The sequence below is a fragment of the Actinomyces bowdenii genome, assembly GCF_017592395.1.
In the GTDB taxonomy this organism is placed as follows: Bacteria; Actinomycetota; Actinomycetes; order Actinomycetales; family Actinomycetaceae; genus Actinomyces; species Actinomyces bowdenii.
Genome location: NZ_JAGFOU010000024.1, coordinates 22192 through 44044, shown reverse-complemented (window position 1 = coordinate 44044; position 21853 = coordinate 22192). Strand labels below are relative to the sequence as shown.

Annotated in this window: 12 protein-coding genes; 9 read left to right on the top strand and 3 right to left on the bottom strand. The window is 73.8% G+C overall.

Annotation, left to right across the window (positions count from 1 at the left end; all coding sequences use genetic code 11):
- The first annotated feature begins 6 nt into the window (after positions 1-6).
- Positions 7-1140: a glycosyltransferase gene (locus tag J5X07_RS10490; RefSeq protein WP_124933755.1), complete on the top strand. Its 1134-nt coding sequence runs from the start codon at positions 7-9 to the stop codon at positions 1138-1140.
- Positions 1137-2282 carry a glycosyltransferase family 4 protein gene (locus J5X07_RS10485; RefSeq protein ID WP_208479766.1) on the top strand — a complete coding sequence of 382 codons (1146 nt, stop codon included), beginning with the start codon at positions 1137-1139 and terminating at the stop codon, positions 2280-2282. Before J5X07_RS10490 ends, J5X07_RS10485 begins: the two co-directional genes overlap by 4 nt.
- Before the next feature lie 66 nt (positions 2283-2348).
- On the opposite strand, the gene J5X07_RS10480 is transcribed toward J5X07_RS10485, so the two are convergent.
- Genes J5X07_RS10480 through J5X07_RS10470 form a run of 3 tightly spaced genes read right to left on the bottom strand, consistent with a single transcriptional unit; the run spans position 2349 to position 5681 of the window.
- Positions 2349-3239: an O-fucosyltransferase family protein gene (locus tag J5X07_RS10480; protein WP_124933722.1), complete on the bottom strand. Its 891-nt coding sequence runs from the start codon at positions 3237-3239 to the stop codon at positions 2349-2351.
- Between the two features lie 46 nt (positions 3240-3285).
- Positions 3286-4053: a CDP-alcohol phosphatidyltransferase family protein gene (locus tag J5X07_RS10475; protein ID WP_124933723.1), complete on the bottom strand. Its 768-nt coding sequence runs from the start codon at positions 4051-4053 to the stop codon at positions 3286-3288.
- Positions 4050-5681 carry a lipopolysaccharide biosynthesis protein gene (locus tag J5X07_RS10470; protein ID WP_341769454.1) on the bottom strand — a complete coding sequence of 544 codons (1632 nt, stop codon included), beginning with the start codon at positions 5679-5681 and terminating at the stop codon, positions 4050-4052. Before J5X07_RS10470 ends, J5X07_RS10475 begins: the two co-directional genes overlap by 4 nt.
- Positions 5682-6208: 527 nt before the next feature.
- Here J5X07_RS10470 and J5X07_RS10465 point away from each other — a divergent pair.
- From J5X07_RS10465 to J5X07_RS10435, 7 genes are all read left to right on the top strand, one after another.
- On the top strand, positions 6209-7678 hold the full coding sequence (locus J5X07_RS10465) for a sugar transferase (RefSeq protein ID WP_208479765.1): 1470 nt from the start codon (positions 6209-6211) through the stop codon (positions 7676-7678).
- Complete coding sequence (locus J5X07_RS10460) at positions 7678-8118, top strand: FAD synthase family protein (RefSeq protein WP_124933725.1); 441 nt, start codon at positions 7678-7680, stop codon at positions 8116-8118. The genes J5X07_RS10465 and J5X07_RS10460 overlap by 1 nt, the downstream gene beginning before the upstream one ends.
- A 158-nt stretch (positions 8119-8276) precedes the next feature.
- The gene (locus J5X07_RS10455) at positions 8277-14357 is read left to right on the top strand and encodes an Ig-like domain-containing protein (protein WP_208479770.1); all 6081 of its coding nucleotides are present in this window, start codon (positions 8277-8279) and stop codon (positions 14355-14357) included.
- Between the two features lie 139 nt (positions 14358-14496).
- The gene (locus tag J5X07_RS10450; protein ID WP_124933726.1) at positions 14497-15462 is read left to right on the top strand and encodes an AAA family ATPase; all 966 of its coding nucleotides are present in this window, start codon (positions 14497-14499) and stop codon (positions 15460-15462) included.
- A 4-nt stretch (positions 15463-15466) separates the two neighbouring features.
- The gene (locus tag J5X07_RS10445) at positions 15467-16735 is read left to right on the top strand and encodes a DUF58 domain-containing protein (RefSeq protein WP_208479764.1); all 1269 of its coding nucleotides are present in this window, start codon (positions 15467-15469) and stop codon (positions 16733-16735) included.
- Positions 16732-19221, top strand: coding sequence for a transglutaminase-like domain-containing protein (locus tag J5X07_RS10440; protein ID WP_124933728.1), 2490 nt, complete (start codon positions 16732-16734; stop codon positions 19219-19221). The genes J5X07_RS10445 and J5X07_RS10440 overlap by 4 nt, the downstream gene beginning before the upstream one ends.
- Positions 19218-21647, top strand: coding sequence for an RDD family protein (locus J5X07_RS10435; protein WP_208479763.1), 2430 nt, complete (start codon positions 19218-19220; stop codon positions 21645-21647). The genes J5X07_RS10440 and J5X07_RS10435 overlap by 4 nt, the downstream gene beginning before the upstream one ends.
- The last annotated feature ends 206 nt before the right edge of the window (positions 21648-21853 follow it).

The following is a 21853-nucleotide window of genomic DNA, read 5'->3' as shown; positions in this document are numbered from 1 at the left end:
ATCGCCATGCTCGGCACCCGCGGCGTGCCCGCCCGCTACGGGGGCTTCGAGACCGCCGTGGAGGAGGTGGGCCGGCGCCTGGCGGCGCGCGGGCACCAGGTGCTGGTCTACTGCCGCAACCCCGAGCCCGCCTCCCCCCTGCCCGCCACCCACCTGGGCATGCGCCTGGTGGAGCTCCCCGCGGTGCGCCACCGCAGCCTGGAGACCCTCAGCCACACGGGCCTGTCGGTGGCCCACCTCCTGCGCCGCCACCACCCGGATGCGGCCTTCGTCTTCAACGCCGCCAACGCCCCCTTCCTGCCCGCGCTCAGGGCCGCGCGCATCCCCGTGGCCACGCATGTCGATGGGCTGGAGTGGAAGCGCGGCAAGTGGGGCCCCACCGGCCAGCGCTACTACCGGGCCGCCGAGGCGCTGTCGGTGCGCCTGTCCGACGCCCTCATCGCCGACGCCCAGGGCATCGCCGACTACTACGCCCAGGAGTTCGCCGCCCCCACCGAGCTCATCTCCTACGGCGCGCCCACCATCAGCGCCGACACCTCCCGCCTGAGCGGGCTGGGCCTGGAGGCCAAGGCCTTCCACCTGGTGGTGGCCCGCTTCGAGGTGGAGAACCACGTCGATGTCATCGTCGAGGGCTACGTGCGCTCCGCCGCCCGCATGCCGCTGGTGGTCGTGGGCTCGGCGCCCTACGCCGATGAGTACACCGCCCGCGTGGAGTCCCTGGCCGACTCCCGGGTGCGCCTCCTGGGCGGCGTGTGGGACCAGGAGCTCCTCGACGCCCTGTACGCCGGGGCCCTGGTCTACTACCACGGCCACTCGGTGGGCGGCACCAACCCGTCCCTGCTGCGGGCCATCGGCGCCGGGGCGGCGGTGGACGCCTTCGACGTCTCCTTCAACCGGGAGGTCCTGGGGCGGGCGGGCCGCTACTGGTCCGACCCCCGGGAGGTGGCCGCCCTGGTGGAGGGCGCCGAGGCCGATCCCGCCGGCCAGGCCGCCCGGGGCCGGCTGAGCGCCGAGCGGGCCGCCCTCTACGACTGGGACGAGGTCGCCTCCCGCTACGAGGAGCTGGCGCGCCGCCTGGCCCTGGAGGGGCCCGTGCGCCACCGGCCCTCGGGGCGCCGCACCGGGAGGGCCGAGCAGTGAGCCGGATCCTGGTGGCCCATCCCTCCCCCGACCTCTACGGCTCCGACCTCCAGCTGGTGGAGACCATCCACGGCCTCATCGGCGCCGGGCACCGGGTGGATGCGGCCCTGCCCCTGGATGGGCCCCTGGCGCCGGTGCTGCGCCAGGCGGGGGCCCGCGTGGCCATCGTCCCCTTCACCGTGCTGCGCAAGTCCCTGCTCAGCCCCCGCGGCCTGGGCTCCCTGGCCCTCAGCGCGGGCGGCCAGGTCGCCCGCCTGCGCTCGATCATCCGCGCCTGCCGGGCCGATGCGGTGGTCAGCAACACGGTGACCATCCCCTGGTGGCCGCTGGCGGCCCGCGCCGCCGGCGTGCCGGTCCTGTCCCACGTGCACGAGGCCGAGGACACCCAGCACCGCCTCATCCGCTCCGGCCTCAACGCCCCCCTGCTGGCGGCCACGCGGATCGTGGCCAACTCCCAGGCGGCCCGGCACGCCCTCCTGGACGTCCTGCCCGTCCTGGAGGGGCGCACCACCGTGGTCCACAACGGGGTGCCCGGCCCCCCGGCGCCCCCGGCCCCCCTGGCCCCGCGGGCCCCCGGGGACCCCTTCCACGTGGTCATGGTGGGGCGCCTGTCCCCGCGCAAGGGCGTGGACGTGGCCCTGGAGGCCGTCGGCCTGCTGCGCCGCGACGGCGTCGAGGCCTCCCTGACGGTGTGCGGCTCGGTCTTCCCCGGCTATGAGTGGTACGAGGAGGAGCTGCGCGAGCGCGCCGCCGCCCCGGACCTGGCCGGTCATGTCCGCCTGCTGGGCTACGTCCACCCCACCTGGCAGGTCCTGGAGGGGGCCGACGCCGTCGTCGTGCCCTCACGGGCCGAGCCCTTCGGCAACACGGCGGTGGAGGCCATGCACGCCGCCCGCCCGCTGGTGGCCTCCCGGGTCCAGGGCCTGGCCGAGGTCGTGGCCGATGAGCGCACCGGCCTCCTGGTCGAGCCCGACGACGCCGCCGCACTGGCCCGGGCCCTGGCCCGCCTGGCGGCCCGGCCCTCCCTCGCCGCCGACCTGGCCGGCCGAGGGGCCCATGAGGCCGCCGAGCGCTTCTCCGTGGACGTCTACCGCCGGCGCATGACCGGCCTCGTGGAGGAGGTCATCGGGCAGGGCCCCTGAGCGGAGGCGGGCGGGCGCCGCCGCGGATCGGCCCGGAGGGCGCCGGCGGCCCTGAGGGCCGCCGGCTCAGCGCAGGGCGGGGCGCAGGGGGTCCTCGACCAGCGCCGTGCTCAGGTCCACCTGCCCGTCCAGGGGCTGCTCGGGCCTCTCGAAGGGGACCGCGCCGTCGCACAGGAAGACGGCCATCTCCACGAAGCTGGAGTACGAGGCGCCCAGCAGGTGCTGGGAGCTGGCCAGCAGGTAGAGGTCGGCCACGGCCGAGCGCACTCCCCGGGTGGTGTTGTACCCGCCCTTGTCCTCCAGGGCCACGCAGCCGTCGAACTCCTCCATGAGCCGCTCCTGGGCCGCGGCGGTGTCGCAGGACAGGAAGAAGGGGATCTGCGGGCACTGGGCGCGGATCTGGCGCATCCGGGTGGCGAACCACTCCACGGGCGAGCTGGTGATGGTGCGCGCGTGGGACATGGCGTGGGTGCGCACCTGCACCCCCGCATAGGGCCGGCCGCGAAGATGGGTGTCGAAGACGCCGGTGATCCGCTCAGCGATGCTCTCCACGGGGATCAGCTCGCGCAGCAGCGCGGTCCAGTCCCGGGGCCGGGCGCCGCCCGGGGCCCGCCAGGCGGGATCGTCCCAGGTGATGGGCAGGCCGTGGGAGCGGATCTGCCACAGCCGGGCGCGCCGCATCTGCGCATCGATGACCACCTGGCGCGGCCCGCGGAAGGGGGCCAGGGGCGCCAGGCAGCAGGAGGCCAGGCGGGGCACCCGCCGCCCGGCGGTGAAGCGCCAGAGCTCGTCGATGCGCGGCCCGAAGTACTTGTCGGTGCTCCACACGTAGTACAGGTCGCGCCCCTCCGCCTGGGCCAGGGCCTGGGCGGACAGCAGCGCCCTGACCCGGTTCCCCAGACCATCATGACGGCCGGTGTAGACCAGGAGAGCCTGATGGTCGGGGATCAGAGCCACGGAGTTCCTTGCCGGTCGGGGGCGCGTGCGCGGGGACCCGACCGGCTCAGGAGGCCCTGCGCAGCTCGAGGTACCACTTGGGCAGGGCCATGGCCACGTAAGCGGCGTAGCCCACCATCATGACACCATAGACCCACAGGAAGGCGTGGGGAAGGAAGCGGAGCATGAGCACGAGGCACATGAGTCCGTAATCCGTGGGGGCCGAGAGCACCGACTTGAGCAGGCCGGGGCGCTCCCCGCTGCGGGCCATGGGGGTCCCGCCGTGGTAGCGCAGCTGGTAGGTGAGGATGTAGCTGAAGAAGTGGATGCTCTGCACCGCGCCGAAGGCCAGGGGGACCAGCAGCGCCGCCGGCTCCACATCGGTGAAGCGGAACAGGGAGATGGCGATGGCGCTGTGGATGGTGGAGAGCTTGATGACGTCCGCCACGTGGTCGAGCCACTCCCCCGCCTTCGAGCCCCCGTGGCGCAGGCGGGCCAGCTGGCCGTCGGCCGCGTCCAGGGCGTAGCCCAGCATGAGCAGCAGGGCCGTGGCCACGGCGCTGAGCGCGCTGGGCCGCCACAGGGCGATGAGCGCGATGGCCGAGTAGGTGCAGGCCGCCGAGAGCAGCGTCACCTGGTCCGGGGTCAGCCCGAGGCGGTGGGCCACCGCTGCCAGGACCCGGCCCGCCGGGCGGTTGATGATCCGGGAGTACAGGGGCGCCCCGGCATTGGACTTCTGCGCGCGCGACAGGGCGCGCACGCTCTGCGCGATGCTCGTCCCGGCCGGCGGCGCGGCGTCCGGTGCTGTGGTGCTCCCGCTGCTGAGCGGTGTCATGGCGTGTCTCCTTGCTGTGCTCCCGAGGGCTGGTCCGCCCGATCCGGCTGATCCTCCCGCCGCTGGCGGAGGGCCCGGCCCCGGACCTGCGGGCCAGTATCCCCCCGATCCCCCTGCTCCCCGGCCGCGGCGGCCCCATCGGGCCCACCGCGCCGCCCGCGGGGCTCGCGCCGCTGCTCGGCCCGGCGGCGGGCCACGTCGCGGCGCACCCACCACGAGTAGGGCAGGAGCTGGCACAGGATGACCGAGATCACCGAGCCCATGACCGGGCCCGCCGGCCCCAGGGGCGCGATGAGGATCCAGGAGATGGCGAAGTTGATCGGCACGAGCACCAGGACGGGCACCACCTGGAACCTCAGCCCCGCGGGATCGGTCATGTACATGCCCAGGGGCTGCTTGGCCGCCTCGACCACGACGTAGCCCAGGAAGGCCAGGACCAGCACCGTGGGAAGGATGATCCGCCCGTCGGAGAGCAGGCGGGCCACCCAGGGGGTGGCGCCGGCCAGGACCAGTCCGACCACCAGGCCACCGGCGCCGAACAGCAGGGAGGGCACGATCGGGCTCTCGACCTGCCCCCGGGCGCGCGCCCGGGCGAACAGGGGCCACATGGCCACCCCGGCCACGGTGATGGTCTGGGTCAGCAGGTTGAACAGGTTCGCCGCGAGGTTGTACTGGGCCAGGGACTGCGAGGCGCCCAGGTGGGACAGCAGGAGCCGGTCGGTCTGGAAGGCGATGGGGATGACCAGGGACTGGATGAGCTGGGGACCGGCGGTGCCGCGGATGGGCACGCCGGGCACGGCCCGCAGGCGGGGGGCATCGCGGAGCACCTCGCGCAGGAGGGGGCGGGTGGCGCGCCAGGCCACCACGATGCAGATGATCGAGACCAGCGTGTTGGCCGCGTAGGACAGCACCGAGATGGTGTTGCCGGCGTCGAGGCGGGCCAGGACGACCAGGAGCAGCAGGCAGGTCATGGCCGGGGAGACCACGCCCTGGCTGATGACCTGCGTGGCCGAGCGGCCCATGCCCACGATGATGCGCTGGCCGATGCCCAGGGGCAGGGCCATGGCGTAGATGATGAGGCACCAGGTGGCGGTGGCCCCCCCGCCCTCCATGAGCTTGGCGCCCAGGAGGGCGGGCCACAGCCCCAGCAGGCCGACGACCACCGCCAGGGTGCAGATGACCAGGGCCGAGACCACGAGCACCCGGGTGGCGGTGACCACTGTGCGGCGCACGGCGGAGTCGCGCGAGGGGTCCTCCGAGCCCGCCACGGTGTTGAGGATGACCGCGCCGATCCCCAGATCGGTGAAGGGCATGAGGCCGGGGAAGGAGGCCAGCAGCCCGTACTGGGCCCAGGCGTCGGGGCCGAAGTGGCTGATGATGAGGCGGGTGTTGATGAGGCCGAAGACCCCGGCGACACCCATGACCACGATCTTGGCCGCCGCGGTGCGCCCCACGGAGGACCAGGCCCTCCTGCGCTGATGGGCCTGCTGGCGGTCCTGGGGGCCGGCCCGCCCGTCCAGGCGCGGCGAGGGCCCGGCGGGGTGGTCGAGCGGGTCCCCCCGGGCTGGCTCGGGGCCATCGGCCTCCCGCCGGCCGGGCGGGTCGGGGAGGGTCCGGGGAGTCGTCATCTGCTCCTCATTTCCTTTCCCGCGCGGGCGGGGCCTCGCGCGGGTTATCTCGTAGGGGTGCGGGGAGTGATCGCATTCTCATGAAGAGTTGAACGATCCGGGCCCTGAGCGGCCACCGATGGGGAGCCCTTCCCATGTCGGGAAGGGGGGCGGGGCCCGCATGCTGGACAGGTGATCACAGATTGACAACGAAATACCACAAGGAGTTCTTTACCGTTCTGTGACTTTCATTCCACTGCCTGGATAGCCCCGCCCAGCCATGCCGCTATGGCGTTATTCCGCGGGATTCCAGCCCTGCTTAATGTTCGCTGAAAGCAACCTCCCAGCCCAGTGAGCACCCCCTCATCGTTGCGAACCTGTAACATAGGCGCATGTCATGACGGCGAAAGCAACAGGTGCTTCACCTGCGATCTTGGCCACTTCCTACAACTCCTGCCCGCATCCTTAGTAGAGTTCACAAACCGCTGGCGCCCGCACGGCGCGCCAGCACACCCTACGCCCACCCTCGATCCCAAGCGGAGTCCGCCTTGCCTTCTTCGACAGTGATGCTGCCCCAGGCCGAGCAGCAGCAGCGCTCTGCACCGGCGTCGGGAACCACCACCACGACCTCGGTCCCGGTCCCGCGCAGCGCCTGGGCGCGCATGCGCGGGGACCTGGTGACCTGGCTGGTCCTCAGCGACATCGCCGCCGTGGCCCTGCCCACCTGGATCGCCGCCCTCATCGGCGGCCCCGCCGCGGCGTGGCCCGTGGTCCTCACCGGCGCCGCCATGGTCATGGCGGCCTGGTTCCTGGGCGCCATGGGCATGGACACCGTGGAGCAGGGCACCGTGGGGGCCGGGCGCCTGGTGGCGGCCACGATCGCCGCCGTGCCCGTGGCCCTCCTCCTGGGAGGCGAGCTCAGCGCCCCCGTGGTCACCCGCACCGCCCTGGTCACCGCCCTGCTCCTCCAGGGCACCCTCATCATCATCGGCCGCTCCGTGGAGTCCGGCTGGCTCCACCGCCGGCGGGTCGAGGGCCATGGGCTGCGCCGCACCCTCATCGTCATGGGCTCGGGCGCCCAGCCCCTGCTCACCCAGCTGCGCCGCCACCCCATGGACGGCTTCCTCGTCGTGGGATACCTGTCCTCCGGCGGCGGCCGCGACGGGCGCGCGGCCTCCCCCGTGCGCAGCCCCGAGCACATCGCCACCACCGTGCGATCCGAGCGGATCGACGCCGTCATGACCATCGGATCGGTGACGCCCGAGGACCTGGTGACCATCATGCGGGGCCTGGAGGCCACCACCGTGCGGCTCATCGTCGCACCCGGCCTGCAGGACGTCGTCCCCCAGCGCATGCGCGGCCTGTCGGTCACCCACGGATGGACGGGCCTCATCGCGGTTAAGACCCGCCGCACCCGCGCCGCGGGCAAGGCGCTGTTCGACCGCGTGGCCGGCGGCCTCATCCTGGCCCTGGCCTCCCCCCTCCTCGCGGCCACCGCCGTGGCGCTGCGCCTGGACTCCCCCGGCCCGGTGTTCTACACCCAGACCCGGGTGGGCCAGGACGGCAGGCACTTCACCATGTGGAAGTTCCGCTCGATGTACGTCGACTCCGACCAGCGCCGCCAGGCCGTCGTAGCAGCCGGCGGGGACGCCGGCAACGAGGTCATGTTCAAGTCCCGCCAGGACCCGCGCATCACCCGCGTGGGCCGCATCATCCGCCGCCTGTCCATCGACGAGCTCCCCCAGCTGATCAACGTCGTGCGCGGCGACATGAGCCTGGTCGGCCCCCGTCCGGCCCTGCCCCACGAGGTCGCCCAGTACGACGCCGAGGCCCTGCGCCGCCTCCTGGTCAAGCCCGGCATGACCGGCCTGTGGCAGGTCTCGGGGCGCTCGGACCTGTCCTGGGCCTCCACCGTGGCCCTGGACCGCCATTACGTGGAGAACCGGGGCGGGGCCCTGGACGCCAAGATCTTCCTGGGAACACTGCGAGCCGTCATCGGCGGAAAGGGCGCCTACTGATGCTCGTGGGCTACGTCCCCGGTGGCTTCGACATGCTGCATGTCGGCCACCTCAACATCCTCACCGCGGCCGCCCAGCGCTGCGACCACCTCATCGCCGGAGTCGCCACCGACGAGTCCCTGGAGCGGATGAAGGGCCGCGGCCCCATCGTCCCCCTGGCCGAGCGGATGGCCATGGTCGCCGCCATGCGCATGGTCGACACCGTGGTGCCCGACTACGACCAGGACAAGCGCCTGGCCTGGCGCCGCAGCCCCTTCAACGTGCTGTTCAAGGGCACCGACTGGCGTGGCACCGACAAGGGGGCGCGCCTGGAGGCCGAGATGGCGGAGGTGGGCGCCACCGTCGTCTACCTGCCCTACACCCCCACCACCTCCTCAACCATGCTTCGCCGCACCCTGACCCAGGAGGTCGCGGCCCGTCATCCCCAAGGGGTTCAGTGAGCGCCTCACCCTCGTCCCAGCAGCCCGGCACCGGCACCGACGGGCCGGGACGGCCCGCAGGCGCCCCGGATGCCGACCAGGGCCTCCGGGGCGCCCGGCATCCCGGCATCCTGGGCCGGCTGCGCGCCAGGCCCCGCCGGTCATCGCACTCGCCCCGGATGGGCGGCCCGGCCCGCCCATCCGGGCGCGGCGCGGGCGCCGCGGTCCGCCCCACCCCCTCGCGCGCCCGGCGGGCGCGCATCCGCAAGCGGGCCTCCTCCGCGGCGGCGCTCCTGTGCGTCGCCGCCCTGGCCACCGCGGCCTGGCTGCACGACGGGATCGCCCAGGCGGACCTGCACCTCAACGACGGCGGGGTGTGGGTGACCTCCACCTCCAAGCACATGGTGGCCCGTCTCAACTACCCCTCGCGCAAGGCCGACAGCGCCATCCGCACCGCCTCGTCGACCTTCGACGTCACCCAGCACGCCGAGCACGTCCTGGTGCCCGACTCCGCCGATGCCACGGTCTCCACCGTCGACCCGGTCCAGGTCGCCTTCAGCCAGCGCACCCAGCTGACCCAGGGCCTGGACATCCAGCAGGGCGCCGACCGGGTCCTGGCGGCCGACGCCTCCGAGGGCACCATCCGCGCCACCTCGGTGGAGGCCATCGCCTCCCTGCCCACAGCCCCGCCCCTGGTCACGGGCATGCCCGACGTCGTCGCGGCCGCCGGGCAGGACGGCTCCATCCACGCGGTGTCGGCCACCACCTCCTCCCTGATCTCCGTGCCGGTGAGCGCCTCGAGCTGGGAGAGCGCCGAGCCCCGCGAGCTCCCGCTGACGGAGGGCACCGATGTGGCCATCACGGCCGTGGGCGACCAGCCCGTGGTCCTGGAGCGCGGCACCGGCATCCTCCACCTGCCCGGCGGCCTCACGGCCGACCTGGGCGAGCCGGGCCTGGCCCTCCAGCAGCCCGGCCCCGAGGCCGACACGGTGCTCGTGGCCTCGCGCACCGCCCTCATCTCGGTGTCCCTGGAGGAGGGCACCTCCACCACGATCCCCGCCGCCAAGGACGGGGCGCCGGCCGAGGGAGTGGCGGCCCGGCCCGTGCGCCTGGGGTCGTGCGTCTACGGCGCCTGGTCGGGCTCGGGCCAGTTCGTGCGCGAGTGCTCCGGCCTGGGCGGGGGCAATGAGACCCTCCACAACGAGGCCCTGGCCACCTCCGCCTCCCCCATCTTCCGGGTCAACCGCGACGCCATCGTGCTCAACGACGTGGAGACCGGCGCCGTATGGCTGCCCGACGAGGAGCTCATCCTCATCGATGACTGGACCGACGTCACCGCCCAGACCGACGACGACTCCGACGTCGAGGACGACTCGGCCAACACCTCCGAGGAGCAGACGCCCCCCGAGCGCACCGAGGAGAACCACCAGCCCGAGGCCAATGACGACACCTTCGGCGTGCGCCCGGGCCGCTCCACCCTGCTGCCGGTCCTGGCCAACGACTCCGATCCGGACGGCGATGTGCTCACCGCCTCCGCCCAGGACCCCGGCACCGGGGTCTCGGTCTCCAGCGCCCAGGGCGGCCTGGCCCTGCGCCTGGATGCCCCGGCCGAGGCCACCGGCACCTTCACCGTGCCCTACTCGGCCGACGATGGGCGCGGCATGAACGACTCGGCGGTGGCCACCGTGGAGGTCCACGGCTGGGACGTCAACGCCGCCCCCGAGCAGACCACCACCCCCACCCTGACGGTCTCGGAGGGGGGCTCGGGCTCGGTCAGCGTCCTGGGGCACTGGCTGGACCCCGACGGCGATGACCTCTACCTGGTCTCGGCCCAGGGCGAGGGGCTGGATGTCAAGACCTCCCACGAGGGCACCGTCACCGTGCGCGAGATGGGCGCGGGGGCGGGCACCCGGCAGATGACCGTCGTGGTCTCCGACGGCCAGCAGACGACCTCGGGCGCCGTCGCGGTCGATGTGCAGGCCGCCGACAGCGCCACCCCCACGGCCAATGCCGACCACGTGCGAGTGGTCACCGGCTCGCGCGCCGTCATCTCCCCCCTGGACAACGACGTGTCCCCCTCCGGCGCGCCCCTGTACCTGGCCGGTGTGCAGGAGGCGCCCTCGGGCACCTCCATCGAGCTGGACCAGCAGGCCGGGGTCTTCACCTTCTCCGCCGACGACATCGCGCCCCAGACCCTCTACCTGACCTACGACGTCATCGACGGGGTCAACACCGCCCAGGGCATCGTGCGCATCGACATCATCGAGCGCTCCGAGGCCAGCGTGCCCCCCGAGGTGGAGGACGACACCGCGCTGCTGCGCGACGGCGGCTCGACCACCATCGCGCCGCTGTCCAACGACTTCGACCTGTCCGGAGGGGTCCTGGTGCTCCAGTCGGTCTCGGCCCCGGCGGACTCGGGCGTGACCGTCACCGTGGTGGACCACTCCCTGCTCCAGATCACCTCCTCGGGCCAGGTCCCGGCCTCCACCACCGTGGAGTACACGGTGACCAACGGGACCACCTCGGCCACCGGCCAGGTCTCCATCGTCCCCATCACCTCGCCGGCCTCCCAGCCGCCGGTGGTGGAGGACGACACGGCGGTCGTGCGCGCCGGGGACGTGGTGAGCGTCCCGGTGCTGGACAACGACTCCTCCCCGGCGGGACTGACCCTGTCGGTGGCCCCCGAGCTGGAGGTGGCCGGCCCGGACCTGGGCACCGCCTGGGTCAGTGAGGACACCGTCCGCTTCCGCGCCGGGGACCAGGCGGGCCGCACGACCCTGACCTATACCACCACCGACTCCCACGACCAGGCCTCCACGGGGGCCGTGACCGTGGAGGTGCGCCCGCGCGACGACGCCAACAACGCCGCCCCCTCCCCCCAGGGCCTGGAGGCCCGCACGGTGGCCGGCTCCGAGGTGGAGATCGGCATCCCCCTGGACGGCATCGACCCCGACGGCGACTCGGTGAGCCTGGTGGGCCTGGACCAGGCCCCCGCGCTGGGCACCGTGGAGGTCTCCTCGACCTGGCTGACCTACACCCCCCTCCAGGGGGCCGCGGGCACGGACACCTTCACCTACGTCGTCGAGGACCGCTTCGGGGCCCAGTCCACCGCCACGGTGCGCGTGGGCGTGGCCTCGGCGGCCGCCATCAACGCCGCGCCCGTGGCCACCGACGACCTGGTGGTGGCCAAGCCCGGACGCACAGTGGCCGTGGACGTGCTGTCCAACGACCTGGACGCCGACGGCGATCCCCTGAGCCTGGAGGGCTCGCCGACCAGCTCCGACCCGTCCCTGGCGGTCTCGACCCGGGGCGGCCGCCTCATGCTCAACCTGCCCTCCCAGGAGGGCGTGCACTCGGTGGCCTACACCGTCGCCGACGGGCGCGGCGGCACCGACACCGGCACCCTGACCGTGGATGTCAGGGCCGACGCCCCCCTCATCAACCCGGTGGGCGTGGACGACTACGTCTCGGTGGACCAGGTCGACGCCGATGGCCGGGTGACCATCCCGGTCCTGGACAACGATGAGGACGCCGACGGGTCGCCCTGGGACCTGGCCCTGTCCTCCACCGAGCCCGATGTGGAGGTCGGGGAGGACTCCATCTCCCTGAGCGTGACCGAGCAGCCGCGCCTGGTGCTCTACACCGTCACCGATGCGGACGGCCTGACCGGCAACGCCGTCATCGTGGTCCCGGCCCGCAGCGCCCTGCGGCCCCGGGTCAACGCCTCGACCGTCCCGGTCCAGGTGCCCGCGGAGACGGCCACCACCATCCCCCTGTCCTCCCACATCGTCACCCGGGCGGGCACCCAGCCGGTCATCACCGACTCCTCCACGATCCACACGGGCACCGGCACCCAGGAGGCGGGCCTGGCCGGCGACGGGGCGTCACTGCACTTCGTCCCGGCCCCCGGCTTCACCGGCCAGACCTCAGTGACCTTCACCGTGGCCGACGGCACGGGCGAGGGGGCGCTGAGCTCGACAGTGACCCTGCCCATCCAGGTCAAGTCCACGACCAACGGGGTGCCGGTCTTCACCCCCACGGAGATCACGGTGGCGCCCGGGGAGGGCCCCACGGTGGCGAATCTGGCGGCCATGACCAGGGATCCCGACGAGGGCGATGCCCTGTCCTTCTCGGTGGGCTCGGCCCCCGCCGGCTTCGAGGTCTCCCTGAGCGGCTCATCGCTGTCGGTCAGTGCCGCCGCCGATGCCACCGAGGGCACCATCGGCTCGGTGGAGGTCACGGTCTCCGACGGCGAGACCACCCCGATCACGGCCAGCCTGCCGCTGAGGGTGGGGGCCTCGACCCGGCCCCTGATGACCACGGCGCCCACGACCCTGGACTCCGACGGCTCCCCGGTGAAGGTCGACGTCGCCTCCCTGGTGACCAACCCCTTCCCCGACAAGCCGATCACCCTCAACGGGCAGCCCGGGGTCACCGGCGGCGAGGGCACGGTCACCGCCTCGGGAACCACCCTGACCATCGCCCCGGCCGCGGGCTTCCACGGGCGGCTGAGCGTGTCCTACACAGCACTGGATGCCACCGGCTCGCAGTCGCGCGCCGTCACCGGCACAGTCACGGTCACGGTCAAGGGGGCCCCCGAGGCCCCCACGGCGGTGCGGGCGCGGGCCGTGGGCGCCACCGCCATGGTGGTCACCTGGGCCAGTGGGTCCGACAACGGCTCGCCCATCACCCAGTACACGGTCACCGAGGTCGGCGGCGCCGGGCGCTGGGTATGCACCGGCTCGCCCTGCCGGGCCGACGGCCTGACACCCGGGACCTCCTACTCCTTCCAGGTGATGGCCACCAATGCCGTCGGCGACTCCCCGCTGTCCTCGGCCTCCAGCCCGGAGGTCTTCAACGTCACGGCCGACACCCCGGCTGCGCCGTCCCTGGTGGCCGGCCAGGGCCAGCTGACCGCCAGCTGGACCCCGGTCTCCCCAATCGAGGGGGTGTCCATCACCTACGAGCTGCGCCTGAGCGACGGGAGCGTCCACACGACCACCGGAACCTCCCTGACCCTGCGCTCCCCCGAGGTGAGCACCGGGACCGCCTACACGGCGGCCGTCCGCGCCGTGCCCTCCGCGGGCCAGGCCTCGGGCTACTCCAACCGCTCGAACTCCGCCACCCCCTTCGGATCCCCGGGGACCCCGGGCCAGCCGCAGGTGACCTCCAGTGGGGACCAGGTGCGGGTCTCCTGGAGCCCGGCCTCGGCCAACGGCTCGCCCGTGAGCTACACGGTGCAGGTCTCGGGCGACGCCTCGCGCAGCGTGGAGGCCGGGAGCGCCACCTCGGTGTCCATCCCCTTGGAGGCGGGGAGCTACTCCTTCTCGGTGACTGCCACCAACGATGCGGGCTCGGCCACCTCCAGTGCCAGCTCCCACACGCACAGGACCGTTCCCCTGCCGCCCTCGGCTCCCACCGCCCAGGCCAATGGCCAGACCGGGCAGATCGAGGTCAGCGCCTCCCCGCGCGCGGGCAACGGCTGGCGCTCCGAGGAGCTGGTCGTGGAGTACTCGGTGGACGGGGTGAGCTGGACCTCCTCCAGGACCCTGACCAACCTCACCGACGGGCAGACCTACACGGTCCAGGCCCGCGCCGTGGCCACGGACGGCCGGGAGTCGACCCCCGTCAGCGGCGCCTCGGCAGTGCCCTACACCAAGGAGACCGCGCCCTCGGCCCCGAGCGTCGACTGCACGGCCAGGGGCACCGCGATCAGCTGCAGCTGGCAGCCCAGTGGCAGGGACAGCCAGGGCACCATCTACGAGTGGACCTACGCCACCGATGACGACGACATCGAGAGCGATGACTGGACGCCCTACCAGACCATCCAGCCCGGCCAGGTCCTCAGCTTCACCGCCGAGGCCGGCGGTGAGGCCCGGGCCTGTGTGCGGGCGCGCAACAATGCCGGCCGCGAGGAGGGGTGCAGCGAGGTCCTGCTCGTGCCCGAGGAGGACAGGGTCGACAGGGGCGAGGAGGTCGCCTTCCACATCACCACCGACTCCCCCGATGCGGCGTGCTCCGAGCAGGACCTGCGCGAGACCCAGTTCCCCCGCAGCAGCTGCTGGCGGATGGTCGTGGACATCTCGGGGATGAACCCCGGATCCAGCGCCAGGTGCTCCTACACCTATCTGGATCGGCGCGCCGGGCAGGTCAGGTCCCACAGCCAGGACGTGCCACTGGACTCCCACGGCGCCAGCCATGTGGTCTTCAAGCACCGCGCCTCAGACCCCAACCAGGAGGTCACCTGCACCCAGATGTAGGGCCTGGGCGCGAGCCACCGGGGCCGGGGCCGCCACCACGGGCGGCCCCGGTCCCGCGTGATCGCATTGTTGCGCCGAGCGCCGCATCTCACGCCACTAGACCTCCCCCGTCCCGCTGAAGCAAAGGATCATTGGTGCCATGCCTATGACTCAGGACAACGCGACCTGGTTCGCCGATGCCTTCTCCACCATCGTCGACAATGTCAGCAAGGCCCTCCTGGGCAAGGAGGAGGTCATCCGCCTGGCGCTGACCGCCATGCTCGCCGAGGGCCACCTGCTCCTGGAGGACGCCCCCGGCACCGGCAAGACCGCCCTGGCGCGCGCCCTGGCCGCCTCCGTGCAGGGCACCCACTCGCGCATCCAGTTCACCCCCGACCTGCTGCCCAGCGACATCACGGGGGTCACGATCTTCGACCAGGGCACCGGGGCGTGGCAGTTCCACCCCGGGCCGGTCTTCGCCTCCATCGTCCTGGCCGATGAGATCAACCGCGCCAGTCCCAAGACCCAGTCCGCGCTCCTGGAGGTCATGGAGGAGTCCACCGTCACCGTCGATGGCAAGCGCCACGAGGCCGGGCGCCCCTTCATGGTCATCGCCACCCAGAACCCGGTGGAGCAGGCCGGCACCTACCGCCTGCCCGAGGCCCAGCTGGACCGCTTCCTGATGAAGACCTCCATCGGCTACCCGGCCCGCGAGGCCCTGACCACGATCCTGGCGGGCTCGGCCAAGCCGGACCGCTCCAAGGACCTGGCCCCGGTGGTGGCCTCCACCGTGGTGGCCTCCATGGCCGACCTGGCGGCGGACAACCACGTGGAGGGCTCCATCCTGGACTACATCGGCGCCCTGGTGGAGGCCACCCGCACCGCCGATGAGACGCGCATGGGGGTCTCCACCCGCGGGGCCATCGGCATGGCCCGGGCCGCACGGGTGTGGGCCGCCGCCCAGGGGCGCACCTACGTCCTGCCCGACGACATCAAGGCCCTGGCCCAGGTGGTCTGGGCCCACCGCCTGGTGATGGATCCGGATGCCGAGTTCACCGGCGCCACCGCCACCGGTGTCATCACGGCCGCCCTGGCCTCGGTGGCGGCCCCCACGCGCCGGAACTGAGCCCATGGCTGCCAAGGCCCCGGCCCGAGACGCCGCCGCCTCATCCTCTGAGGCGGCGGGCCCCGACCTGCTCACCCGCCTGCCCCGCTCCCTGGCGCCCGCGCTGGCGCCGATCATCCAGCCCCTGCGGTGGCTGGTGGGGGTCATCAGCCCCATGGGGTGGGCCTGCTTCCTGCTGCTGGGGTGCTGCCTCCTGGCGGGACTGCGCCTGGGCTGGCAGGAGGCCTGGAGCGCCGCGGCGGTCCTGGCCCTCATCTCGGTGACCGCCTGGCTCTGGCTCATCCCGCGCGGCGGGCACGAGGTCAGCCACAACCTGCTGGAGCCGCGCGTGACCGTGGGCGATCACGCCCTCATCCGCGTGACCATCAGCAACCCCACCGCCAGGCCGCTGCTGCCGGTGCGCATGGAGATGCCCGTGGGGCAGGGCCAGGCGGTCTTCGTCGTCCCGACCATGGCCCCCCGGTCGCGCCATGAGCGCGGCTTCGTCCTGCCCACCCAGCGCCGCTCGGTGGTGACCGTGGGCCCGGTCGTCTCCGTCTCGCGCGACCCGGTGGGGCTGCTGCACTCCGAGCGCACCCGCACCCGGGCCCAGCTGGTGCACATCCACCCCCGGACCCTGCGCCTGGGCACCAACCTGCGCGGGATCCTGCGCGACGTCGAGGGCGCGGTCACCCAGGACCTGTCCAGCTCGGATGTCTCCTTCCACGCCCTGCGCGACTACGTGCCCGGGGACGACCGGCGCAATGTCCACTGGCGCACCACCGCCCGCACCGGCCGGCTCATGGTGCGCCAGTTCGAGGAGACCCGCCGCTCCAGCCTCCTGGTGCTGCTGTCCACCCGCGAGGAGGACTACGCCGGCGCCGAGGACTTCGAGACCGCCGTGTCCATCGCCTGCTCCCTGGCGCTGGAGGCCATCGGCGATGGCCGGGAGGTCCATCTGCTGACCCAGGGCGGGCCGCTGCCCACGGCCACCGCCCTGCGCCTGCTGGATGCCTCCTGCCTCATCGAGCGCGAAGAGGGGGAGACCAGCGACCTGCTCACGCGGCGCGGCTGCGTGGCCCATCCCGAGTCCTCCATCGTCATCCTCGTCACCGGCCAGGAGGTGGGCACCGCCGCCCTGGTGCGGGCCCGCGCCCACGCGCCCCTGTCGATGGTGATGCTCGCCCTGCGCAGCGGGCAGCGCCCCCTCTCGCGCCTCCATGCCGGTACGCTGCCAGTGGTCGACCTGGACCGCCTGGAACAGCTCCCCATCGCCCTGAGGCGGGCGCTATGACGCCATCACCCACCCCCACGCGCTCCCCCGCACCGGCCGCCCCCGCGGAGCAGGGCGGGAGGCCGCCCCGCGAGCGCCCCCGCAGCGCCTCCCCCAGCGGGGAGACGACGCGGCGCTCCCTGCTCCTGGGCCCCCATCAGCGCCTCGCCCTGGCCAGGGCCTCGCGCCCGCCCCTGCCCCTGGAGCGCTTCCTGGCGCGGCGCAACGCCCCCACGCCGCCCAGCCGCTGGGCGGCGGCCCTGGAGCTGTCCGTCATCGTCGTCGTGATCGCCCTGGGGATGCTGCCATTCCTGCCCGCCTTCGACAGCACCAGCGGCTACACCTCCGGGCTCATGGGGGCCGCCATCGGCCTGGCGGTGGTCCTGGGCTGCTCGGCGCTGCGGCTGAGCGCCCTGCCCACGATCGCCGCCCTGGGAGTGGCCCACGTGGCCCTGGCGCCCCTGCTGCTGCCGGATGTGGGCTCGGGCGCGCCCGCGGTGGGAGCGGTGCTGTCCGCGACGGTGACCGTGTGGCGGGACTCCCTCAACGTGCCGCTGCCGCTGAGCTCCTTCACGGCCATGACCACACTGCCCTGGCTCATCGGCCTCATCGTCTCGGCCCTGGCCGCGCGCCTGGTGCTCCTGGGACGCGATGTGCTGGCAGGCCTGGCGGTGGCCCTGGCCCCGGCGGCCGCGATCGCCTGGGCGGGCCAGACCACCGTGCTGCCTGCGGTCACGGGCCCGGCCCTGGCCGCCGGCGTGCTGGTGATGTGGTCCTGCGCCTCCCTGCGCCGCAGGCGCAGCCGGGTGGCCGAGGCTCTCAGCGCGCCGGCCCCCGGGGGGCCCAGCGCCGCCTCGGCGCGCCAGGGCCTGGATCAGGCGATGCGGCGCGGCGCGCTGTCCTCCACCGCCGTGGTGGCCATGGCGGCGGCGCTGGCCCTGGCCGTGGCGCCGGCCGCCCCCAGCGCGCGCCTGGTGCTGCGCGACCTGTTCGAGCCTCCTCTGGACCTCACCGAGTACGCCACGCCGCTGTCCCTGGTGCGCAGTATCGAGACGGATATGGCCGGCACCGAGCTGCTGCGCCTGACCGGGGCGCCGGAGGGCGCGCGCGTGCGCGTGGCGGCGCTGGACTCCTACGACGGGCTGGCGGCCAGGATCGGTGAGGACTCCGGTGGGGTCTCGCGCTTCGAGCGGGTCGGGGAGCACACCGTCCTGGCCGAGGGGGACTCCGAGGCCTCCCAGGAGGTGAGGCTGGAGGTGGAGGGCTACTCCTTCCCGTGGGTGCCGACGGTCTCCAGCACGGTGATGCTCCGGACCTCGGGCCCCCGCGCCGCGGCGCTGCGCGAGAGCATGTACTTCGACGCCTTCTCCTCCACCGGGATCACCACTGCGGGCATGGTCGAGGGCGATGCCCTGATCCAGCAGGTCGACCCCTACAGCGCTCCGTCGGAGAGCCAGTTGGACAACGCCACCCTGGCGCGCATCTCCCTGGGCACGGTGGAGCAGGTCCCCGCCTCGGCGGCGGCCCTGGCCCAGGAGATCGTGGGCTCGGAGTCCGATCCCCTGGCCCAGATCCGGGCCCTGCAGCAGCGGCTGCGGACGAGCTACTACTCCGATGGGACCCAGAGCAAGTCCGACCCCGGCCACGGCGCCTCGCGCATCGCCCGGATGGCGGAGTCCGAGTCCCTGGTGGGCGACGACGAGCAGTACCCGGTGCTCATGATGCTCATGTGCCGCTCCCTGGGGATCCCGGCCCGGGTGGTCATGGGCTTCGACCCGGCCACCGACGGGGACGCCACGACGGTCACGGGCGAGGACGTCAAGGGCTGGGTGGAGATCCCCTTCGAGGAGCTGGGATGGGTGGGCTTCGATGTCACCCCGGACCGCGACCAGGTGCCCCAGCAGCAGACCACTCAGCAGGTCTCCAACCCCGAGCCCCAGGTCCTCCAGCCGCCCCTGCCCATGCAGGACCCCGCCGAGCTGCCGCCGTCCTATGAGGACACGGAGAACGATGAGCCGCAGGACGACCCGCCGGGGGGCATCCCGCTGGGGGTCTACATCGCCGCCGGCGGCGCGGCCGCCCTGCTGGCGCTGCTGGGGGCGATCGTCGGGTGGAAGGCGCTGCGGCGCCTGCGACGTCGGCGACGGCGCGGGGTGGACCAGGCCCTGGGGGCCTGGGATGAGATCGTGGATCGGGCACGCGACCTGGGCACGGTGGCCTCCTGGGGGGCGACCCGGCGGGAGGCGGCCGCGGAGATGTCCGGCGACTTCCCCCGGGCGGATCTGTCCCGCTTCGCCCATGCGGTGGACACCCAGGTCTTCAGCGCGGGCGAGCCTGCGGCGTACGCTCTAGGTGAGCTGTGGGACTCGTCCGACGCGATCGTCCGCGCCATGGGGGCGGACCGCTCGTGGCTGCGCCGGTCCCTGGCCCGTCTGTCCCTGCGATCCCTGGCCCGCCCCGCCGGTCGGGAGCCGCGCCGACGCCCACCCAGGAGGCCCCGCTCATGACGACGACCCTTCCTCTCACGGGTGCCAACGGGTCCTCCGGATCCTCAGCATCCTCGGCGCCCGGGCGCCCGGTGGGCGGCGGGCTGCGCTTCGCCCCGGTGGGGGCTCGCATCGGGGCCGCGGTGATCGACCTCATCGCGGGCGCCCTGGGCACGGCCCTGCTGACGGCGCTCTTCCTGTACGGGGCGGGGCAGCCGCTCCCCATCAGCGCAGCCAGCGCGCTGCTGTGCGCCGTGCTCCTGCGGGGGGCGTCCCTGGCGGTCAGCGGCTGGAGCCTGGGGGGGCGCATGGCGGGAGTGCGCCTGGTGAGCGCCTCGACCCGGCGCCCCTCGCCCCTGGGAGTGTTCCTCCGCGCCGACATCACCCTCGTTGTGATGCTTCCCACATTGGGTTTGGGTGCTATCGCTCTTCTGCGCTCGGTGGCCGCCGATCCCCACAAGCGCGGCTGGCACGACCGCACCTCGGGGATGATGGTGATCGCCACCCGGGCGAAGGATCCGGGCGGGACCGCTCGGGCCGCGCACCGGGCGGCCCCGGCCCGCGGGCCCGTCGCGGATGCCGCCGCCCCGCGCGGCCAGGAGCCGGGGGCCTCGCCCCAGCCGGCCGAGGAGCCCTGGTCGGCGGGAGCGGAGCACTCCTGGCCCAGGGTCACCGCTCCGGCCGCGGATCCCGCTCGGGCGTGGCGCTCCGGGCAGCCGCCGGCCTCCCGCACCCCGGAGGAGCCGGGGCGCCGCGCCGCCGGCAGCGGCCCGGAGCAGGCCGGAGCGGCGTCATCGTGGGATTCTCCAACACGCCCGGGCAAGATCAGCGCAAACCCCGTAACATCTCAGCCGATGGACGCACGACCCGCCAAAGAACAGCCCTGGCAGCCCCGACCCGAGCAGGCCGCCTCTCCGGCGGCTCCGCCCGAGGCGGCTGAGCCTCAGGCGCCACGCGGCCCTATTCCCCAGCGCGAGAGCCTGTTCGCCCCCGACCGCGGCTTCACCGCGAGCAGCTCCCGCCATTCCGACGTGGCGCACACCTTCGACACCGCCAGTGTCCTGCCGGCGGCCGATCGCAGCACGCAGGCCCTCATCGACTCGGTGCCCTGGTCCTCGGTGCCCACCTCCCTGGACTCCACCACGATGGACTCCCTGCCCGATCAGATCCGCAGTGCCATGCAGCACGACGAGCAGGCCCGGGCGCAGCACCGCACGGCGCCCCACCCGGAGTTCGCGGACACGGAGAGCCTGACGCCGATCTCAGCCTCCAGTGCGGAGGCGCCGTCCTCCTCCCCGGCAGGCGCCCCTGGACGCCACCGCAGTGTCAACCTGCTGGATCCCCAGGAGGTCCCCAGCACCCACGATGACGGCCCTCGCGCCCATGCCGAGGAGGCCATGGCCAGCCCCGCCCCCGCGGGCGGGGACGCGGCAGGGGCCGAGGGGCCCGGGCCCCTGCCGCGCTCCATCTCACCGGTCTCGCGCCCGGCTGCCGGCCTCCCGCAGGCGGGGTCCCCCGCCCCGGCCAGCCCTGCCGCCTCGCCCGCCTCCGCCCAGGCGGTGCCGGCCGCCCCGGCCCGGTCCGGGGCGCACGCCGCCCCCGCGCCTCATACGGCCCCGGCCTCGCGCGCGCCCTCCCGGAGCGCGCATGCGGCCTCCCCGGCCCCGGCCGGCTCAGCCGCCTCGCCCGCCTCCGCCCAGGCGGCGCCCTCGCCCTACGCGGCCTCCCCAGCCTCGCACCTGGCGCCACCGGCCTCCATCTCGGCGCCCTACACGGGCTCGGGCGCGGGCCCCTCGCCCAGCGCGGCCTCGGCCCCCTCGGCCTCGCAGCCGGTGTCCCCGGCAGCCCCCCGTACCGCCTCGCATGCGGCGCCCACCTCCCACTCCGCCTCTCCGGCGCCCGCACGTTCCCACCGGGCGGCCCAGCACCGCGCCCCGGACCCCAGCACCCCCGATCCCCAGGATCCGCTGAGCCCAGGCGCGCCACGGCGCCCCGTGCCCCCGACCGTCGAGGTGCCCCGGGTCTCGCGGCGCCGGCGGGCCCCATCCCACGCCCAGCAGGCGCCGGCGGCGATGCCCCCGACCATGCCCCGTCCCAGCGCCGCCAACCCGCCCCTGTCGGTGCGCCTCATCCCCATGACGGGCGGGGATCCGCTCATCATCCACGAGCCCACCGTGGTGGGCCGGGACCCGGACAACATCTCCGACTACCCGGGCGCCGAGCGGATCTCCCTGAGCGATCCGACGCGCTCGGTGTCCAAGACCCATGCCGCCATCTTCCCGCTGCTGGACGGCGTGTGGGTCACCGATCTGCACTCGACCAATGGCACCCGGGTGGAGGGCAAGGACGGGTCCTCCCTGCCCGCCACCCCCGAGGAGCCCCTGGCCGCGATGGACGGCTCGACCGTCTTCTTCGGGCGCATCGGCTTCCGCGTCGAGGTCATCTGAGCCATCCGGGCCATCCCGGCCCGCTTGAGGGATGGATGAGCGTGGGGCGCTCCGGCACCAGGGCGCCCCACAGCCGTCCGCGCGGCGTACGGGCGGGCATGACGCGGGATGCGCCCCGCGGATGCGCGGCCCGCGGCCGCACCTGAGGCGCGGCGGAGCGCGGGGCCCGCAAGGCGGTCCAGTCCCGCGCCCAGCGGAGCGCGGCC

Excerpts from the sequence above, each read along its gene's own strand:
- J5X07_RS10470 (WP_341769454.1), bottom strand. The coding sequence starts at position 5,681 with ATGACGACTCCCCGGACCCTCCCCGACCCGCCCGGCCGGCGGGAGGCC.
- J5X07_RS10440 (WP_124933728.1), top strand. The coding sequence starts at position 16,732 with ATGACGCCATCACCCACCCCCACGCGCTCCCCCGCACCGGCCGCCCCC.
- J5X07_RS10435 (WP_208479763.1), top strand. The coding sequence starts at position 19,218 with ATGACGACGACCCTTCCTCTCACGGGTGCCAACGGGTCCTCCGGATCC.
- J5X07_RS10490 (WP_124933755.1), top strand. The coding sequence starts at position 7 with ATGCTCGGCACCCGCGGCGTGCCCGCCCGCTACGGGGGCTTCGAGACC.
- J5X07_RS10455 (WP_208479770.1), top strand. The coding sequence starts at position 8,277 with ATGGGCGGCCCGGCCCGCCCATCCGGGCGCGGCGCGGGCGCCGCGGTC.
- J5X07_RS10475 (WP_124933723.1), bottom strand. The coding sequence starts at position 4,053 with ATGACACCGCTCAGCAGCGGGAGCACCACAGCACCGGACGCCGCGCCG.
- J5X07_RS10450 (WP_124933726.1), top strand. The coding sequence starts at position 14,497 with ATGCCTATGACTCAGGACAACGCGACCTGGTTCGCCGATGCCTTCTCC.
- J5X07_RS10445 (WP_208479764.1), top strand. The coding sequence starts at position 15,467 with ATGGCTGCCAAGGCCCCGGCCCGAGACGCCGCCGCCTCATCCTCTGAG.
- J5X07_RS10460 (WP_124933725.1), top strand. The coding sequence starts at position 7,678 with ATGCTCGTGGGCTACGTCCCCGGTGGCTTCGACATGCTGCATGTCGGC.